This is a genomic window from Cyanobium sp. CH-040, assembly GCF_024346135.1.
Taxonomy (GTDB): domain Bacteria; phylum Cyanobacteriota; class Cyanobacteriia; order PCC-6307; family Cyanobiaceae; genus NIES-981.
Genome location: NZ_JAGQCJ010000017.1, coordinates 41,087 through 55,650 on the forward strand (window position 1 = coordinate 41,087; position 14,564 = coordinate 55,650).

Sequence of the window (14,564 nt, forward strand, 5' to 3'; positions counted from 1 at the left end):
CAGGACTCTGTCCATGATCGACAGCCTCTTTCACATCACCCATCTTGACAACGTGCCCGGCATCCTCAGTGAGGGACTGCTGTGCCGCAACCGCATCGAGGAAATCAACCTCCCCTACCTCGACCTCTCCGACGCCGCCTGCCAGGCACGCCGCAGTTGCCGCTATTTCGACGGCCACAGCATCGACCTCCATGACTACGTGCCGCTGTTCATCGAGCCCCGCAACGCCATGCTCTACCGCCTCCAGAAGACCCTGACGGAAGCAGGCACAGCTGACCAGCTGGCGATTCTCGAGGTGAGCCCCGACCCGATCCGCTGGCGCGCCAGTCTGCTCGCCGATGGCATCGCCTCCAGTCCGTCCACCTCCCTGTTCCATGCCAGGGATCCCGAGGCCTGGGATGCTCTCGACTGGGACGCCATCGACTGCCGCAGCTGGATGGATCAGCCCGACCCCCAGGCTGCCAAACGCCACAAGATGGCGGAGGTGATGGTGGACGACCTGCTGGCGCGCCACCACATCCGCAAGGTCTGGCTCAGGACGCCCTCCGCCGCCACGTCGCTTCGCGCCAAGCTGGGGGAGGACAAGCTCCCCGAGATGGTGGTGGATCAGGACCGCAGCCTGTTCTTCTCATGATCCGCGACACCGCCGCCTCGGTGTTCAACACCGCCGCCGAGGTCGTCACCAACACCGTCAACTGCCAGGGGGTGATGGGCGCCGGCTTGGCCCTGGAGTTCGCCCTGCGCCACCCCGATCTCGATGCCGACTACCGGCAGCGCTGTGGGGCCGGCACGGTGCAGATCGGTCGGCCCTATCTCCATCCCGTGGCCTCTGCCGGCTACCGGGCCGTGCTCAACTTCCCCACCAAACAGCACTGGCGCTTCCCCTCACGACTCGCCTGGATCGATCAGGGCCTGGCCTACATCGCCGCCCACTACCGTCAGGCCACACCACCGATCACCTCCCTGGCCCTGCCGCGGCTCGGCTGCGACAAAGGCGGGCTGGACTGGCTGCAGGTGCGCCCCCTGATTGAGCGCCACCTGGCCGATCTCCCGGACCTCACCGTCTATCTGTGCAGCGATACCGCCCCGGCAGACGGCATGGAGGCGGCCATGCTCACGGCCTACAGCCGCGATCAACAGAGCGGTGAGCTGCCGGCTTTCCTCAAGGGCAGAGCCCGCAGTGCCCTGCTGGATGCCCCGCTGCCTGAGCGGTTCCGCCATCTCGCTGCCACAGAGGGAGTGGGCAAGCAGAGCTATGCCCGCCTGTTTCAGCACTACTACCGCCTGGGCGGCGCCGCCCAGCTCAACCTGCTCTCCACTGCCGGCGAACGCTGAGGCCAGGTTTCCTTCATCGGCTCAGCGTTGCGCTTCTGAATCACGCCCCTCAGCCCGGAACGAGGGGAGGGTGTTCCGCAGTGGACCCCACCCATGAACCAGCTCACCCTCGATCGTCTTGCCGGTGACGATCCTCACCTCCAGCAGACACCGGAGTTCGTGCTGATCGGCGCCAGGAACGATCCCAGCCACGCCGAGCGGCGCTGCCAGCAGCGCGGCATCTCCCTCACCAAGATCCGCATCGCCCTCGCCTACGGCCGCCATGACCACCACCACGGCTGGGAGCGCTGGACCCTCGTCTCCCGCCGGCTGCGCCGCACCCCCTACGAGCGCTTCGAGCACGACCTCAACGGCCTGCAACTCGTCGGTCGCCGCCTCAGCAACAGCTCCGACGGCGGTGCGCTGGTGCAGCTGAAGACCTGCAAGTGGAGCTATCGCCTTCGGCGTCATTGATCCCGACCTGTGCCCCCTGCGACTGCACCCTCACCTCTTCCGGCGGCCGATGGGCGCCGCCCACAACGCCCTGGTGGATGTGGAGACCTGCGCGCGCTGTTTCTTTGAACTACGGCGCTGCGGTGTGATCGCCTGAATCACCCACCCGCGGCCGGAACGAGAGGAGGGCAACCTCCTCACCTTGCGATGGCCACCTACCGCTACGCCCGCCCTGAACCAGACGCCTCATCCGCCACTCCCCAGCCTGCAGAAGCCGCCGATGTCGCCCCCATGCCGGTTGCCACCGGCAGCGCCATGGCCTTCTTGCGCTGGCTGGAGAGCGCTGGTAATGCCCAGAGCCTGCGCGTCGAAGCCGGTCAGCATCTGTTCAATCAACCCACCACTCCCCAGCCGCGGGCCCATCTCCTGCGCCGCGCTGCTGCTGCCAGCGGCCTGTGGGTGTTCGCAGATGAGCTGCACGGCAACCAGGCCGTCGCCCAGGACCTCCGCCAGCGCTCCATCGCTGCCTCCGTTCTCCTGTCGGGCAGTTCGCTGATCGACTACATCAGCTCCCTGGGCCTGTTCGCCTTCATCTTCCGCCTCGCTCCAGCCGGGCCCGTTCCCTACACCCTGGGGCTCTCCACCCTGCTGCTGCTGTTCGGCAACTGGAGCGGCCGGGCGATGGTCGACCGCCACAAGGGCCAGGCGATTCCCAACATCTCCCTCTCGATCTTCATCGCCCTCTCGCTCTTCCAGTCCCTCACCGCCGGCATCGGCGTGTTTCTCTTCAACGGGCAGGCGCGGGTGGTGGAGGCCAGGGCCGAGGCCCTGATCGAGCAGGACGTGGAGGAACGCCGCCGCCGCATCGCCGAGCTGCTCAACCCCGCCCATCCCGCCATCGCCAACGACCAGGAGGCCTGTAACGCCAACCGTCTCCAGCTCGGCCAGATCGGCGCCGACAACACCGCCTACCAGCAGCTCTCGGTGGAGACCTTCGGGCGCTGGGAGGACCGCCGCGTGCCGCCCAGCGGCCGGCCACGCTGGGAACTGGCGAGCTGGCCCCTGGCCCAGTGGCCCCTCTGCCCCCGCGTCGAGCAGCAGCGCGGGCTGCTCCAGCAGCAGGCCGAGCAGCAGCGCACCGAGCTGGCGGCACTGGAGGCCCAGGTCCGGCAGGCACCCAGCAAGGCCGATTTCCTTGCGAGCAGCCGGCCCCAGGTCTTCCAGCAGGTGTTCCTCCGCACAGGTGACGGCCGCATCGAACTCAAGGACGGCGTGCAGGCGTTCGGGGCGGCGTGGGAGTTCTTCTGGAACCCGCCGGCCGAGTACCGCAGCGATCTGATCCTGAGCTGGGTGTACATGGCCGTCTCGGTCATCACCTCCGCCGGTGCCGTCGCGCTCCTCTACTGGCAGTCCCGGGCCGACAACACCCGCATGTCGTTTGCGGTGCCCTGCGGCCAGTACCGCTTCAAGTTGCTGAGCGAACTGCGCGACCGGCTGCCGGCCGAGATCCAGCAGTTCTTCCTCGAGCGCCAGCGCCAGCGCCTTGAGCAGCGCATCCCACCGGCCAGCGGTGTGGCGATCGAGGACATCTCCAACCTCAACCCCGACTTCCAGACCCTCGCCTACCTGATGCAGCGCGGTGATGAAACCACCCAGCAGGAGGCGCAGCGCCAGTACTGGCAGCACCTGATCAACCTCTACATCAACGACACCAGCAGCACTGGCGACATTGATTACGACTACCTCTACAACAACGTGATCGGCTTCTGGCGCAACCTCAAATCCGCCCACAACGTGCAGGCCGCCCCCGCCCGCTTCATCGATCCTCCGGCCAGCAGCTGAGTTCTGCCTGCCTCCTCCCCCATCCACCGTCACCCCAGCCGTCTTGACCCAAGCCCTCCAGCGCCGCCTCCTGGCCCACCTCGAGCAGCTCGCCCGGCCCCGCCACGCCCAGTGGGACCGGCTGGGACTGATGAGCGTGCGCGCCTACCTGCACGAGCAGCTCGCCGCCCTGGGCCAGGTGGAGGAGCACCACTTCCAGGAGGGCATCGAGGCCGGCACCAACCTGATCCTCAGGCTCCCCGGCGAGCACCCCGGCCTCGATCCGCTGCTGGTGGGCGCCCATTACGACGGGCCCCTGCACTCCATCGGCGCCGACGATAACGCCACCGGCGTCGCCGCCCTGCTGGAGCTCGCCCGCCGCTGGCGGCAGTCACCGCCCCGGCGGCCGGTGTGGATCGTGGCGTTCGATCAGGAGGAGTGGGGGATGCTGGGCAGCAAAGCCCTGGCCCGTGAACTCCGCCAGGGCGGCCAGAGGCTGCGGCTGATGGCGAGCCTGGAGATGCTCGGGTTCACCAGCACCAGCCAGGACTACCTGCTGCCGGCGATGCGCCGGATCTACGGCGAGGTGGGCGACTTCATCGCCGTGGTGGGGAACGCCGGGGCCGCCCTCACCCTCCCGCAGCTGGCGCGGCCTATGGGCCAGCACGTGAAAACCAAAGTGCTGCCGGTGCCCAATGGCGGCCGCGCCCTTCCCGATGTGCGCCTCTCGGATCACAGCCCCTTCTGGGATGCGGGCTACGACGCGGTGATGGTCACCGACACCTCGTTCCTGCGCAACCCGCACTACCACCGGATGAGCGACACGATCGACACCCTCAATCTGCCCTTCCTGGCGGCCGTCACCGAGGGGCTCGATGCCGCGCTGAGGGGGCTGTGAGGACGGTCAGCGCCGCAGCTGATCCAGGAGCGGGTCGGATTCAGCAGCCAGCGGATTCACCACGCGAACCCCACGCCAGCTGAAGCCTGGATGAAGGTCTTCCGTGAGCAGCAGCCGGGCACCGCCCTCGGCGGCCACGTTGAGCACCAGCGCATCCCAACTGGAAAGCTGATGGGCCACGCAGAGATCCATGGCTCCGCGCCAGGCGGCAGCACTGCTCTCCAGCACCGGGAAGGCATCCATCCAGCTCAGCACCGCTTCCTGTGCCTGCTGTGCGCTGCGTCCGGCCTTGCCGGTGAGCACCCGGAACAATTCCCCCAGGCACTGCAACGGCACCACCAGGTCGGCATCCGCCAGCTGCCGCAGCAGCTCCCGGGTGGCGTTCACCCTCTCCCCATCTCCGAACCCCTCCGCGTAGACCAGCAGGTTGGTGTCGAGTGCTGCCCGCATCAGTCGTAGAGCGCATCGCGCTGCCAGGTGCGGGGTTCGCCGCTGGCGGGCTGAGCGGCCAGCCGAGCCAGCAGTGCGCGGCGCGCCTGGCCAAAGGACTGCCTGCCGGCCTGGACCGGAGCGAGGGTGGCGACGGGGCGCCCGTGGGACTGCACCGTGAAGCTCTGCCCCTGGGCCACCTGACGCAGCAGAGCGGAGAAGGAGCGATTGGCCTCGGAGGCACTGACTACAACGGGTTCCGCCTCAGCCACGGCCAGGGATGTAGTGAGTTTCACTACAGTAATGCCATCAGGTAGCGGCGGCGACACGGGAAGACCGGCGCAAGACTCCGCACCATGAGCGAGAAACCACCAGCCCACAGCCCCCGTTACATCGAGGCCCTGCAGTGGGCCGCCGAGCTCCACGGCCGCCAGCGCCGCAAGGGCAAGGAGGTGCCCTACATCTCCCACCTGATCGCCGTCAGCGCCCTGGTGTGGGAGGACGGCGGCGATGAGGAACAGGCGATCGCGGCCCTGTTGCACGACGCCATCGAAGATGCGGGCGTGAGCGCCGAGCAGATCGCCGAGCGCTTCGGGGAGCGGGTGGCGCAGATCGTGGAGGACTGCACCGATACCAACGGTCCTGTGACTGCCGGCGGCGAGAAGGAACCGTGGCTGGTGCGCAAGCGGCGCTATGTGGAGCACCTGCTGCATGTACCCCTGGATTCGCTGCTGGTGAGCGCGGCTGACAAGGCCCACAACGCCCGCGACCAGATGCTCGATGCCCGCCGGGACCCCAGCAGCTGGAGCCGCTTCAACGCCGGCATCGACGGCACCGCCTGGTATCAGCTGCGCATCCACCACACACTCAAGCGTCGGCTTCCGGACAGCCGCTCCACCGAACTTCTCGGAGAGGCCCTGCAGGAGCTGCTCGACAGCCAGGCCTACCGGCAGGTCGTGCCCCAGGGCATCGCGCCCTCGGTGTGGGCCGCGGGTTACGCAAAGCGGCAGGAGCCCGGGCCCTGAGTGATGAGCCGCTACGGGGGGCAGGCGCAGGGGTGAGCCTGTCCAGGCACTGGATCCGCCCGCCCAGGCTGCACCCGTTTCCGATCAGATCCCCGCCCTGCAGCGAGCCCGCAACCAGGACACGATCAGCAGTGATGTGGATGTATGGGGGGAGTTGGATCCCCTCACCTTTTTCGCCACGGTGCACCTCAATCGGGAGCTGGAGGAGCTGCTGCAGCGCCCGGTCGTTCAGTGCGTCTGCGAGCGCAGGCCGATCAGGTCGCTGCTGCCCTTGTCGAGCCGGAACCACACGAGGCGCCCCCTGCCGCAGGCCATACCTTCTGTTGCAGGGCGGGGCTACTCACTCGTAGTGACTCCAGAGGCGCAGCACCTTCACGATCCGCTCGTCCTCCAGCACCTGGTAGACGAGGCGGTGCTGGATGTTGATCCGCCGTGAGCAGGCCCCGCGCAGATGGCCCACCAGGGCCTCGTAGGGCGGGGGCTGCTGGTAGGGATCAATGGCCAGGATGTCGAGCAGAGCCTGGGCTTTCTGCTTGAGGGCCGGGGATGCCGACGCGAGCTTGCGGGCGTCCTTCTGCGCCTGCCTGGTGAACAGAACCGTCCAGCTCACCAGCCGGGTTCGCTGCTCAGCTCAGAGACATCGGTTGCCATGCCTTCGAGGATCGACTCGCGCATGCCGGGGATCGAGACCAGATGCAGGGTCTCCTGGATGGCGCGCCAGTCATCCTGGGAGAGCAGCACGGCATTGCCCCGCTTGCCGGTGATCTGCACCGGCTCGTGGGACTGCCCCACCTCGTCGATCAGGGCGTAGAGCCGCTTGCGGGCTTCTGTGGCGGACACGGTGGTCATGGCATGGCTCTTGCCCGTACGTCAAAGCGTACTGGCCCTGGTTGTGCTGCGTCGGCGGTGTGGCCGCGATCCGCTCCCTGGAAGAACGCAGCGGATCCCGTGGAACCCCAACCGATCAGACTTGCGCCATGAGCCTCCCCCTCGCCCAGAGCCAGCTCGATGCCATCACCGCCGCCTGCCAGCGGCACCACGTGGCGCGTCTGCACGCCTTCGGGTCGGCCCTGCGGCCCGACTACCGGCCCGGTGAGAGCGACATCGACCTGCTGGTGGAGTTTCAGGCCCTGGAACCAGGAGAACTGGCCCAGGCGTACTTCGGCCTTGAGCAGCAACCGGCCCGCCTTCAGCTCAACTGGTGACTGTCAGCCTTGCCCAAGGCTCCCGAGCCTTGGAAGCAACAATCCAGAGCGCTCTCGATAGGCTTCAAAATTGTCATAGCGAGACAGCGACTCATCCTTTCGGCGCATATTGGGGAGGAAGATCGCAAAGAAAAAGCCTGCCAATACGACAAAGGGCTGCCAGTGCATAGAGAGCAGGGCAAAGGATCCATAGATCAGCAGCTCACCAAGGTAGTTGGTGTTGCGAGAGCGCGCGAACAGCCCCTCATCAATCAGGCCTTTGTGATATCGCAAGGTGTAATACTTCTGGGCATCACCGACGTAATGCAGAAACACCCCGAAGATGTTCAGTGCCACGGCCCCCGCCACAATCGGCGCCGCGACCTCAACTCCCGAGGAGATCAGCAGGAACGGCGCCAGCCAATAGAGACCCAGCACCAGCCATCCAGCGAAGGCCATACCCCAGCCAACGGGTTGCTGCCATTGCCGGTCTGGATAGATCCAGTCCTTCAGGAGCCAGAGCACCCCGTAGGTGCCGTGAAGCGCCAGGTACACCCACGCCGCCACCGAGCCATTGCCATAGATCCACATCAGCGCTCCCACCACCACAGCCGTGGCACCTTTGTGCAGGTTGATGACGTGACGCAACTGCATGACGAACCCTCAGGCGAGGTGGTGATGTCGCTGAATCCTATGCAGGGCAGGCTTCACACAGCATCTGATGGATCAGCGCAGGAGGGCGTCCGCCTGCACGACCCAATGAGCGTCCATGTGGAGACCGCAACCTGGCTCCCTGAGGAATCGCCACTGCTCAAGTTCATACTTGCTTGGAGTAAGGCCCGCCATGTCCACCTGGATGGGGCTGTGGTGAGCAGCTACTACCTCTGGCCCAACAGCCTCGCTCTCGGCGCCCATGTGGCCAATGCCGGCTATGTCGTGGCGGAGCACTGCCGCCGGCAGGGGATCGGCAGCCGCCTCTGCCAGCACTCCCTGCAGGCGGCCCGGCGGCTGGGCTTCCTGGCGATGCAGTTCAACCTGGTGGTGAGCACCAACACCGCCGGCCTGCGCTGCTGGCAGCAGAACGGCTTCCGGGTCGTCGACACCCTGCCGGGAGCGTTCCGCCACAAGCGGTTGGGCTACGTCGATGCGTTGGTGATGATCCAGTCCCTGGTTGAGGGTCCCGTCCCATGAAGGTCGTGCCCCTGCGGCTCAGACCCGGCGATGACCTGCGCCTGGCGCTCGAAGACTGGATGGGCCGGCAGCCAGAGCAGGCCGGCTGTGTGATCAGCGGCATCGGCAGCCTCTCGGTGGTCTGGCTGCGGCTGGCCGGCCGGCAGGAGATCACCAACCTGAGCGGCGATCTGGAGATCCTCAGCCTGGCCGGCACCCTCTCGCCGGATGGCGCCCACCTTCACATTGCTGTGGCGGACAGCACCGGAGCGGTGACCGGCGGCCATCTCTGCGCGGGCTCGCTGGTGCGCACCACGGCCGAGCTGGTGGTGGGCCTGCTGCTGGAGTGGCGCTTCAGCCGGGAGCTGGATCCGGGCACCAGCTTCGCCGAGCTGCGGGTCAGTCCTCAGGATCCGGGCTGAGAGGCGGCAGCCGTCGCTCCACCTGCAGAAACACCAGCCAGGCCACGCCGGCGCTGATCCCGCCGGTCCAGTCGTTGCGCAGCAGCTCCACCACCGCCACCGTGCTCGCGCCGATGCGCAGGCCCCGCAGCAGGAAGCGGCCCAGCTTCTCCAGCGTTTCCCGGTTCACCGCCATGGCCTGGCAGCCAGCACTGAGCTGATTCAGGTTGGCGGAAGCGCCGATGGTGCGCTCGCCAGCTGGGCGATCGCCTCAGGAGGCACGCCCACCTGCTGGGCGATCAGCAGCACCAGCTGCTCCAGCCGATCGAGGCGCTGCTCCAGGGCCTGCAGCTCGGCGGCACCAGCCTTGGCAGCGGTCTGAGCGGTGCTCGTCCTGCCCTTGCTGGCCTTGGTGGCCTCGAGCGGCAGGGCGCTGCGCAGGGGTGGACCGCCGGGATGGTTGAGCAGGGCCTCCACCTGTTGATCCTTGGGCCCACTGCTGAGCCGCTTGATACCCCGCTGCTTGCACAGTCCCCAGAGCACCTTGATCGAGAGGCTTTCCAGGTCAGCCCGGCTGGCCCGGGCTTCGGGGGCGGGCTCGATCAGCGTCGGCCCAGCCGCAGGCTCCCCCGGAACGTCGCGCAGTTCCTGCTCCAGCCCCCGGTAGAGGCGGGCATCGGACTGGGCCAGCTCCCGCAGCGTGGCCCGCAGCGTGTCAGTGATCTGGCCCATCGTTCTCGGCCGCGGCGGTCTCCGGGCTCTCGATGGTGAGCTGCTGGATCGAGTCACCCGGGACTGACTGATTGACCGGGCCCTGGTGGCCGTTGCCGCCCAGGGCGAGGGGAGGCAGATCCTGGGTCTTGTCGAGGAAGGCCTGGCGCTTCTGGTCCAGCTCCACCACCCGCTCCTTGGTGCGGGTCCAGCGGCTGATGAAGCGGATCACCGCCTGCATCAGGCCGCTGAGGTAGGAACCGCCCTGGAAGGTCTTGCGGCCCAGCCGGTAGCGGCCGAACTCGTTGACCAGGTCATCGCCGGCATCCTCGATGTCGCCGGCCAGGGCGGTGACGATCTCGAGCATCTCGTAGACGTCCTTGCGCACCGATGCCTCGCGCCGCGCCAGATCGAGGAGACGCTGCTTGAGGATCGCGGCCTCCTCGCGGGCCTTGCTGGCCAGGGTGCGGTGCTGGCCGCGGCTGCGCATCAGGCTGCTGTAGCAGCCGCGCAGCTGGAGGTAGGTGCTGTCGAGATCCTCGCGGCTGAGCAGGGTGGGATCCGGTGGGAAGTCTCTGGTGGAGGGCAGGTAGACCACACGGCACATACGGCTGTTCCAATCCTGCCCATCAGGGCCTGCCGAAGCCGCCGACCTGTTCGGAACATCGATGCAGCTGCTGCATGGATTCGTACAGCGATGGCCGAAAGCCGCTGGCTCCTGGGGGACAACTGGCCCCAGTCGACATAGCGCCGGCGGAAAGAATCTTCACAGTCAGCATCGGCAGACCCTGACGAATCGCCCGACTTCAGTGGAGCATGGCTGCCAACTGGGACGGCTGCAGCCACACTGAGGACAGACCCCTCCAAGACTCGAGCGCCCTGCGGCCAGTGCTTCTCGGCACTGCGGCGCAACAAGGCAATCTTGGTCTTTCGCACAAGATCTGATCACTGCCAGTGATCTGGCGCTGATGCTTGGGAATGACCTCAACCGAGGCCCGGCTGGGCCCTGATCCCATGATTGACGTTGTATTGCTGGCTGAGCTGATTGTGGCGCTGCTGATTGTGGCCACTCTCAATCCGGATAAGCCACCTGCTGTCAAGCGACCCAGTCCTCCGGTCAACACGATCACTCCTACCTGGAGTCCTGACACGGATCTGCATGCGCTGCGGGTGCTCAGGCTGGAGCACATGCACCAGCTGGATCAGCCCACAGCATGATCAAGTCGGAGGCCATCTCAATGCTTGATGGTGATAGCCAGATGGCTCTCTCCGACGACTGGCACGATCGGGTTCACATCAGGAACCTCAAGCTGATCGGCGCCAGGGAGCATGGACTCGGCGAGGTGTTGCTGATTCCAGCCTGCTCAGCTGGGTAGGACGCAGAGCAGCGGGCACACCAGCAGGCTCGGAAGCCGGCAGGTGCGCCATTCACCGTTGCCCGTGCGCACCTCGACGCCGATCAAGGAGCACTGGGGATCCGAATCGATTCCATCCTCAATCCAGGCCACGGCGTCGCCGATCGCGTCGTCCAGGCTGGAGTAGGCGCTGTCCAGCTGCTGGTGAGGTTCACAGCAGCTGTCGATCAACCGATAGATCCGCTGTGTGGTGGTGTGCTGAAGCCCAACCTGAATCATTCGCCTGCCCTCGGAAGGTCAGCCTGAGTCCCCGCCGGAGAAACCATTGTGTCCTGCCACACCGTTGGCCAGCAGAGGGGTGCAGCCGAGGTGTCACTGGTCAGAAGCTCAATCAGGCCTCACTCCTCTCCTGGAGCTGAACCCACCAACCTGGCTCTCACCGGTGCCATTCACCTCCACCGCCTCCCGACACCGCTCCACCAGCTCCTGCCGCAGGGCATCCGGCCTCTCGATCCGGATCCCACCCCCAAAGGCAAACAGCCAGCTGCGCAAGTCCACATCGGCGGCCACGGTGAAGCTGGGCAGGCCCAGCTCCACCGGGTAGGGGTGGCTGCTGCCGGCCGGTCCCGGCTCCAGCTCGTGGGGCGCCTTGGGGTGGTGCCACCAGGTGTCTCCGGGGAGGGGTTTGGAGAAGCGGCTGTGCTCGATCGGATAGCGCTGCAGCCCCTCGCGGATGAAGGCGAACGCCCAGGGTGCGCAGCAGAAGCGCAGGGTCACCAGCGCCTGGCTGCGGCGCTGGGCGGAGGGGCTGGACACCGCCAGCTGCTCATCAAGATCGGTCCCGAAGTAGATGCCGCCGCTGTGGTGCAGCAGCCGCTCCAGCCGGGCCAGGGCGGCGGTGTGCTCCTCGCTGCTGCGGCGCAGGTCTCCGCTGTTGCGGCGCAGGGCGAGGCGATCGAGCCGTTCGCTGCGGATCAGGCCCTGCTCGTGGCCCACCTGGTCCTCCTCGAAGAGCAGGTACCAGCCCACGTTGTGGAAGATCAGCTGCAGCGGCCACACCCGCAGCTCACCGGCGGGGCTGTCGGCGAAGCTGCCCACCCCCGGGAAGCGCTCCAGCAGCACCCGGCGGTGGGCCACGATTGCCGCCTCGATCGCCTCGGCCCGCCGGGGTGCGGCCAGCGACTCGCGCCGCACCAGGGCCGTGTCCACGAGCGCATGGCGGGCATAGCTGCGCACCGGCGGCAGGTCGTCAGCACTGATGCCGGCCCAACCCAGCCGTTCATCCAGTTCGGCCAGCAGGTCCTGGGCGGAGGGGTCGGCGAGCCGGCCGGCGGCCTGACGCACCACGTTGTGCAGCTCCCGCAGCCGCGGCGGTGACAGCACAGCGGTGCCGAGGCAGTAGCCGTGGCGCACGTTGTCGTGGCGGTTGCGGAAGCCGTAGGGGGTGAGGATCTTCTCGAGGTCCTTGCGGAGGGTGGCGGTTTCACCGGGCAGGTAGGCGCCGGGGATGGCCTCGGTGGCGGCGATCAGGTGCTGGTGCAGGGTGCTGCCGCGCGCCGCCGGCCGATCGAACGGCACCTGCAGCAGATGGCGCAGCAGCGTCATCACCCGCAGGAACACCGGCCCATCGCCCATCGGCGGCAACCTGCCAAGGAGAGCCGATCCGGTAACCCGCGGCGCGGGGACCAGCTGGATCGGCGCGTTCACCGGCACGGCGCTGCAGAAGCCGTTGGCCTCCAGCCAGGCCAGATCCCTGCGGATGGCGGCGGCATCGGCGTAGCACTCCCCGTGCAGCCGGCCCAGGAAGGCGGCGGCGCGATCGGCCAGGTCGCCCGCCGGCAGCGGCGAGAGGATCGCCTCCAGCTCCTCGGCGCTCACCGGATCGGTGGCCGTCAGATCGGGCCAGGTGCTCAGCAGCCGGATCAGATGGAGCAGGCGCTCCAGATCCAGCAGGCGGGAGTAGCCGTGCCGCTGCAGTTGGCGCTCGCGGTTGGTGGCCGAGCGGATGCGCCGCTCCAGACCGGCCAGCTCGGCCTGCAGCAGCGGCGTCAGATCGTCGTGGTGGGTGGGCACCACGGCGCAGATCGCCGCGAAGCCTTCCGCACGCGACGGCCCGAAGTGCGGATCAGCCAGGGCGGCGGCCATCTCCTGGATCACCGGCACCGGCACCGGCCGCTGGCGGCGGGCGTTCCACTCCAGCGATGTGGGCAGATCGGTGTACAGCCACCAGCCGATCCACTCCACCGGCGCCGGTAGCGGCAGGGCCTGGGTGATCGCCAGCCGCCAGGCGCGGCGGGCGTGGGTGGCATCCACGATCACCGGAATGCCGGCCGCCACGGCATCAGCGATGCGCTGATGCAGCCGCTGCTGAATATCGATCCAGGGGCCCTGCACCGCCGCATCCCCGAAGACTTCGGCGCGGATCGCATCGGTGGAGAGCACCACCGCCGCTGGTTCATTGGGCCTGGTGAGCAGGGGAGCGAGGGCCTTGGCCAGGGTGGTCTTGCCGCTGGCGGGCTGGCCGATCAGCAGGTGGCAGCGCAGGGGAGCAGGCATTGCAGCAGCCTGCACGGCCTGCAGCGCCGTTTCAAGTCGTTCCTGCGAAAGAGCACAGCCGCTCTGGAGCCCACCGTCTGGTGGCAGTCGGTACGGCCCACACCGCCGAGCAGCGGCGTCGCGATCGGACGTCTCAGGCCGAAGGTTCGGCATGACCCAGCAGACAGCACTGGTATGAAGAGAGACGGCTTAGCGTTGACAGCAGTGCAGGCATTGCAAGCGGGAGTCACCGATGGCCACGATCACGATCCGCAACCTCGACGAGCACACCAAGGCCCAGCTGCGCATCCAGGCCGCCCGCCACGGGCGATCGATGGAGGAGGAAGCCCGAACCATCCTCCGAGCCGCCATCGCAGCCCAGCAGCCCGCAGAGAAGGGCCAGGGCTTCGGCAGTCGGATCCATGCCCATTTCGCCCAGCTCGGCGGTGTGGAACTGGAACTCCCTGAGCGGTCCTCGCAGCCAACGCCAGCCCAGTTCGATAGGGAGGGTTGCCTGTGATCCTGCTCGATACGAACGTGATCTCGGAGCTGATGCGCCCCAGGCCAGATCCGAGGGTGTTGGCCTGGGCTGATGGGCTCGATCCGGAGGCGGTGGCGATCACCGCCATGAACGAAGCCGAGATCCTGCACGGCCTGGCACGGCTGCCGGATGGACGACGGAAACAGGCGCTGCAGCAGAGCTGGGATGCCCTGATGGCCGAGCTGTTGGCCGGCCGGGTCTGGCCCTTCACCAGCGAAGCGGCTCACTGGTACGGCGAACTGTTGTGCCGCCGCGAGCGGTTGGCGCGTCCGATGGCCACGGCCGATGCGGTGATCGCGGCCACGGCGCTGGCCCATGGGGTGCCGCTGGCGACCCGCGACGTGGCTGACTTCGCCGGCATCGGCATGGAGTTGATCAACCCCTGGGAGTGGCCATGACCACCCACCCCGTCCAAGCCGCAAGCTGATCTCGTGCGCCATCCCGCTGGAGGCGATCAAGGCGGCATCGGCGCGGTCGAGACCTCCACGAGTGCGAGTGACAACGGGCAGTCCAGCCCGCCAGGCCGCTGATGCCGCCTTCAGCACTGTCCCAGTGACGACGCGCGCCACTGCGGTATCAGAATCTGACAATGAGATGGCCGTGGGGTTCCCCCGATTCTGAGGACAAGTCGACAAGGGTCACGTCCTGACCACCAGACTGTCCATCGATGTCGAACCCCACCAAGACCCGTCGCCGGTTCACGGCGCAGCAGAAGGCGGAGGCCGTG

The 14,564-nt window shown here is 67.4% G+C and carries 22 protein-coding genes; 12 read left to right on the forward strand and 10 right to left on the reverse strand.

Translation table 11 applies throughout. The features are described 5' to 3' along the window. The first annotated feature begins 13 nt into the window (after positions 1–13). The 5 genes from KBY90_RS13255 (at position 14) to KBY90_RS13275 (ending at position 4,486) form a co-directional block, all read left to right on the forward strand. Positions 14–634, forward strand: coding sequence for a DUF4433 domain-containing protein (locus KBY90_RS13255; protein ID WP_254969130.1), 621 nt, complete (start codon positions 14–16; stop codon positions 632–634). Continuing rightward, positions 631–1,335 (forward strand): macro domain-containing protein, encoded by a 705-nt coding sequence (locus KBY90_RS13260; RefSeq protein WP_254969131.1) that lies wholly within the window; start codon positions 631–633, stop codon positions 1,333–1,335. The genes KBY90_RS13255 and KBY90_RS13260 overlap by 4 nt, the downstream gene beginning before the upstream one ends. Before the next feature lie 93 nt (positions 1,336–1,428). Next, positions 1,429–1,788: a DUF4258 domain-containing protein gene (locus KBY90_RS13265; RefSeq protein ID WP_254969132.1), complete on the forward strand. Its 360-nt coding sequence runs from the start codon at positions 1,429–1,431 to the stop codon at positions 1,786–1,788. A gap of 270 nt (positions 1,789–2,058) precedes the next feature. Further along, positions 2,059–3,609 (forward strand): hypothetical protein, encoded by a 1,551-nt coding sequence (locus KBY90_RS13270; protein WP_254969133.1) that lies wholly within the window; start codon positions 2,059–2,061, stop codon positions 3,607–3,609. A gap of 43 nt (positions 3,610–3,652) precedes the next feature. Next, entirely contained in the window at positions 3,653–4,486 is an 834-nt protein-coding gene (locus KBY90_RS13275) for a M20/M25/M40 family metallo-hydrolase (RefSeq protein WP_254969134.1), read from the forward strand. A 6-nt stretch (positions 4,487–4,492) separates the two neighbouring features. Here the strand turns inward: KBY90_RS13275 and KBY90_RS13280 are convergent, their stop codons facing one another. Together KBY90_RS13280 and KBY90_RS13285 are read right to left on the reverse strand one after the other, a co-directional pair. Further along, on the reverse strand, positions 4,493–4,936 hold the full coding sequence (locus KBY90_RS13280; protein WP_254969135.1) for a PIN domain-containing protein: 444 nt from the start codon (positions 4,934–4,936) through the stop codon (positions 4,493–4,495). Continuing rightward, entirely contained in the window at positions 4,936–5,211 is a 276-nt protein-coding gene (locus tag KBY90_RS13285; protein WP_254969136.1) for a type II toxin-antitoxin system Phd/YefM family antitoxin, read from the reverse strand. Before KBY90_RS13285 ends, KBY90_RS13280 begins: the two co-directional genes overlap by 1 nt. Before the next feature lie 60 nt (positions 5,212–5,271). On the opposite strand from KBY90_RS13285, the gene KBY90_RS13290 reads away from it, so the two are divergent. Beyond that, entirely contained in the window at positions 5,272–5,940 is a 669-nt protein-coding gene (locus tag KBY90_RS13290) for an HD domain-containing protein (RefSeq protein ID WP_254969137.1), read from the forward strand. Positions 5,941–6,280: 340 nt separating this feature from the next. Here the strand turns inward: KBY90_RS13290 and KBY90_RS13295 are convergent, their stop codons facing one another. Continuing rightward, a complete protein-coding gene (locus KBY90_RS13295) occupies positions 6,281–6,550 on the reverse strand; it encodes a Txe/YoeB family addiction module toxin (protein WP_254969138.1) in 270 nt (89 codons plus the stop codon). Beyond that, a complete protein-coding gene (locus tag KBY90_RS13300) occupies positions 6,547–6,789 on the reverse strand; it encodes a type II toxin-antitoxin system Phd/YefM family antitoxin (protein ID WP_254969139.1) in 243 nt (80 codons plus the stop codon). Before KBY90_RS13300 ends, KBY90_RS13295 begins: the two co-directional genes overlap by 4 nt. Before the next feature lie 128 nt (positions 6,790–6,917). Here KBY90_RS13300 and KBY90_RS13305 point away from each other — a divergent pair, with 128 nt between their 5' ends. Further along, positions 6,918–7,145, forward strand: a complete 228-nt coding sequence (locus KBY90_RS13305) for a nucleotidyltransferase family protein (protein WP_254969140.1) — start codon at positions 6,918–6,920, stop codon at positions 7,143–7,145. Positions 7,146–7,148: 3 nt separating this feature from the next. Here the strand turns inward: KBY90_RS13305 and KBY90_RS13310 are convergent, their stop codons facing one another. Continuing rightward, positions 7,149–7,778, reverse strand: coding sequence for a DUF1295 domain-containing protein (locus tag KBY90_RS13310; protein WP_254969141.1), 630 nt, complete (start codon positions 7,776–7,778; stop codon positions 7,149–7,151). A 213-nt stretch (positions 7,779–7,991) separates the two neighbouring features. Here KBY90_RS13310 and KBY90_RS13315 point away from each other — a divergent pair, with 213 nt between their 5' ends. Beyond that, entirely contained in the window at positions 7,992–8,315 is a 324-nt protein-coding gene (locus tag KBY90_RS13315; protein WP_254969142.1) for a GNAT family N-acetyltransferase, read from the forward strand. After that, the gene (locus KBY90_RS13320) at positions 8,312–8,716 is read left to right on the forward strand and encodes a PPC domain-containing DNA-binding protein (RefSeq protein WP_254969143.1); all 405 of its coding nucleotides are present in this window, start codon (positions 8,312–8,314) and stop codon (positions 8,714–8,716) included. The genes KBY90_RS13315 and KBY90_RS13320 overlap by 4 nt, the downstream gene beginning before the upstream one ends. Here the strand turns inward: KBY90_RS13320 and KBY90_RS13325 are convergent. Genes KBY90_RS13325 through KBY90_RS13335 form a run of 3 tightly spaced genes read right to left on the reverse strand, consistent with a single transcriptional unit; the run spans position 8,694 to position 10,004 of the window. After that, on the reverse strand, positions 8,694–8,891 hold the full coding sequence (locus KBY90_RS13325; protein WP_254969144.1) for a hypothetical protein: 198 nt from the start codon (positions 8,889–8,891) through the stop codon (positions 8,694–8,696). The two genes, KBY90_RS13320 and KBY90_RS13325, sit on opposite strands and share 23 nt — an antisense overlap. A gap of 26 nt (positions 8,892–8,917) precedes the next feature. Then, complete coding sequence (locus tag KBY90_RS13330) at positions 8,918–9,427, reverse strand: hypothetical protein (protein WP_254969145.1); 510 nt, start codon at positions 9,425–9,427, stop codon at positions 8,918–8,920. Next, positions 9,411–10,004 (reverse strand): hypothetical protein, encoded by a 594-nt coding sequence (locus tag KBY90_RS13335; RefSeq protein ID WP_254969146.1) that lies wholly within the window; start codon positions 10,002–10,004, stop codon positions 9,411–9,413. The genes KBY90_RS13330 and KBY90_RS13335 overlap by 17 nt, the downstream gene beginning before the upstream one ends. A gap of 416 nt (positions 10,005–10,420) precedes the next feature. Here KBY90_RS13335 and KBY90_RS13340 point away from each other — a divergent pair, with 416 nt between their 5' ends. Next, entirely contained in the window at positions 10,421–10,624 is a 204-nt protein-coding gene (locus KBY90_RS13340; protein ID WP_254969147.1) for a hypothetical protein, read from the forward strand. Between the two features lie 146 nt (positions 10,625–10,770). Here KBY90_RS13340 and KBY90_RS13345 read toward each other — a convergent pair whose 3' ends face one another. Next, complete coding sequence (locus KBY90_RS13345) at positions 10,771–11,040, reverse strand: hypothetical protein (protein WP_254969148.1); 270 nt, start codon at positions 11,038–11,040, stop codon at positions 10,771–10,773. Positions 11,041–11,148: 108 nt separating this feature from the next. Beyond that, positions 11,149–13,317, reverse strand: coding sequence for an AAA family ATPase (locus KBY90_RS13350; RefSeq protein ID WP_254969149.1), 2,169 nt, complete (start codon positions 13,315–13,317; stop codon positions 11,149–11,151). Between the two features lie 232 nt (positions 13,318–13,549). Here KBY90_RS13350 and KBY90_RS13355 point away from each other — a divergent pair, with 232 nt between their 5' ends. Together KBY90_RS13355 and KBY90_RS13360 are read left to right on the forward strand one after the other, a co-directional pair. Next, positions 13,550–13,816 (forward strand): FitA-like ribbon-helix-helix domain-containing protein, encoded by a 267-nt coding sequence (locus tag KBY90_RS13355; RefSeq protein WP_254969150.1) that lies wholly within the window; start codon positions 13,550–13,552, stop codon positions 13,814–13,816. Continuing rightward, entirely contained in the window at positions 13,813–14,235 is a 423-nt protein-coding gene (locus tag KBY90_RS13360; protein ID WP_254969151.1) for a type II toxin-antitoxin system VapC family toxin, read from the forward strand. Before KBY90_RS13355 ends, KBY90_RS13360 begins: the two co-directional genes overlap by 4 nt. Positions 14,236–14,564: the final 329 nt, after the last annotated feature.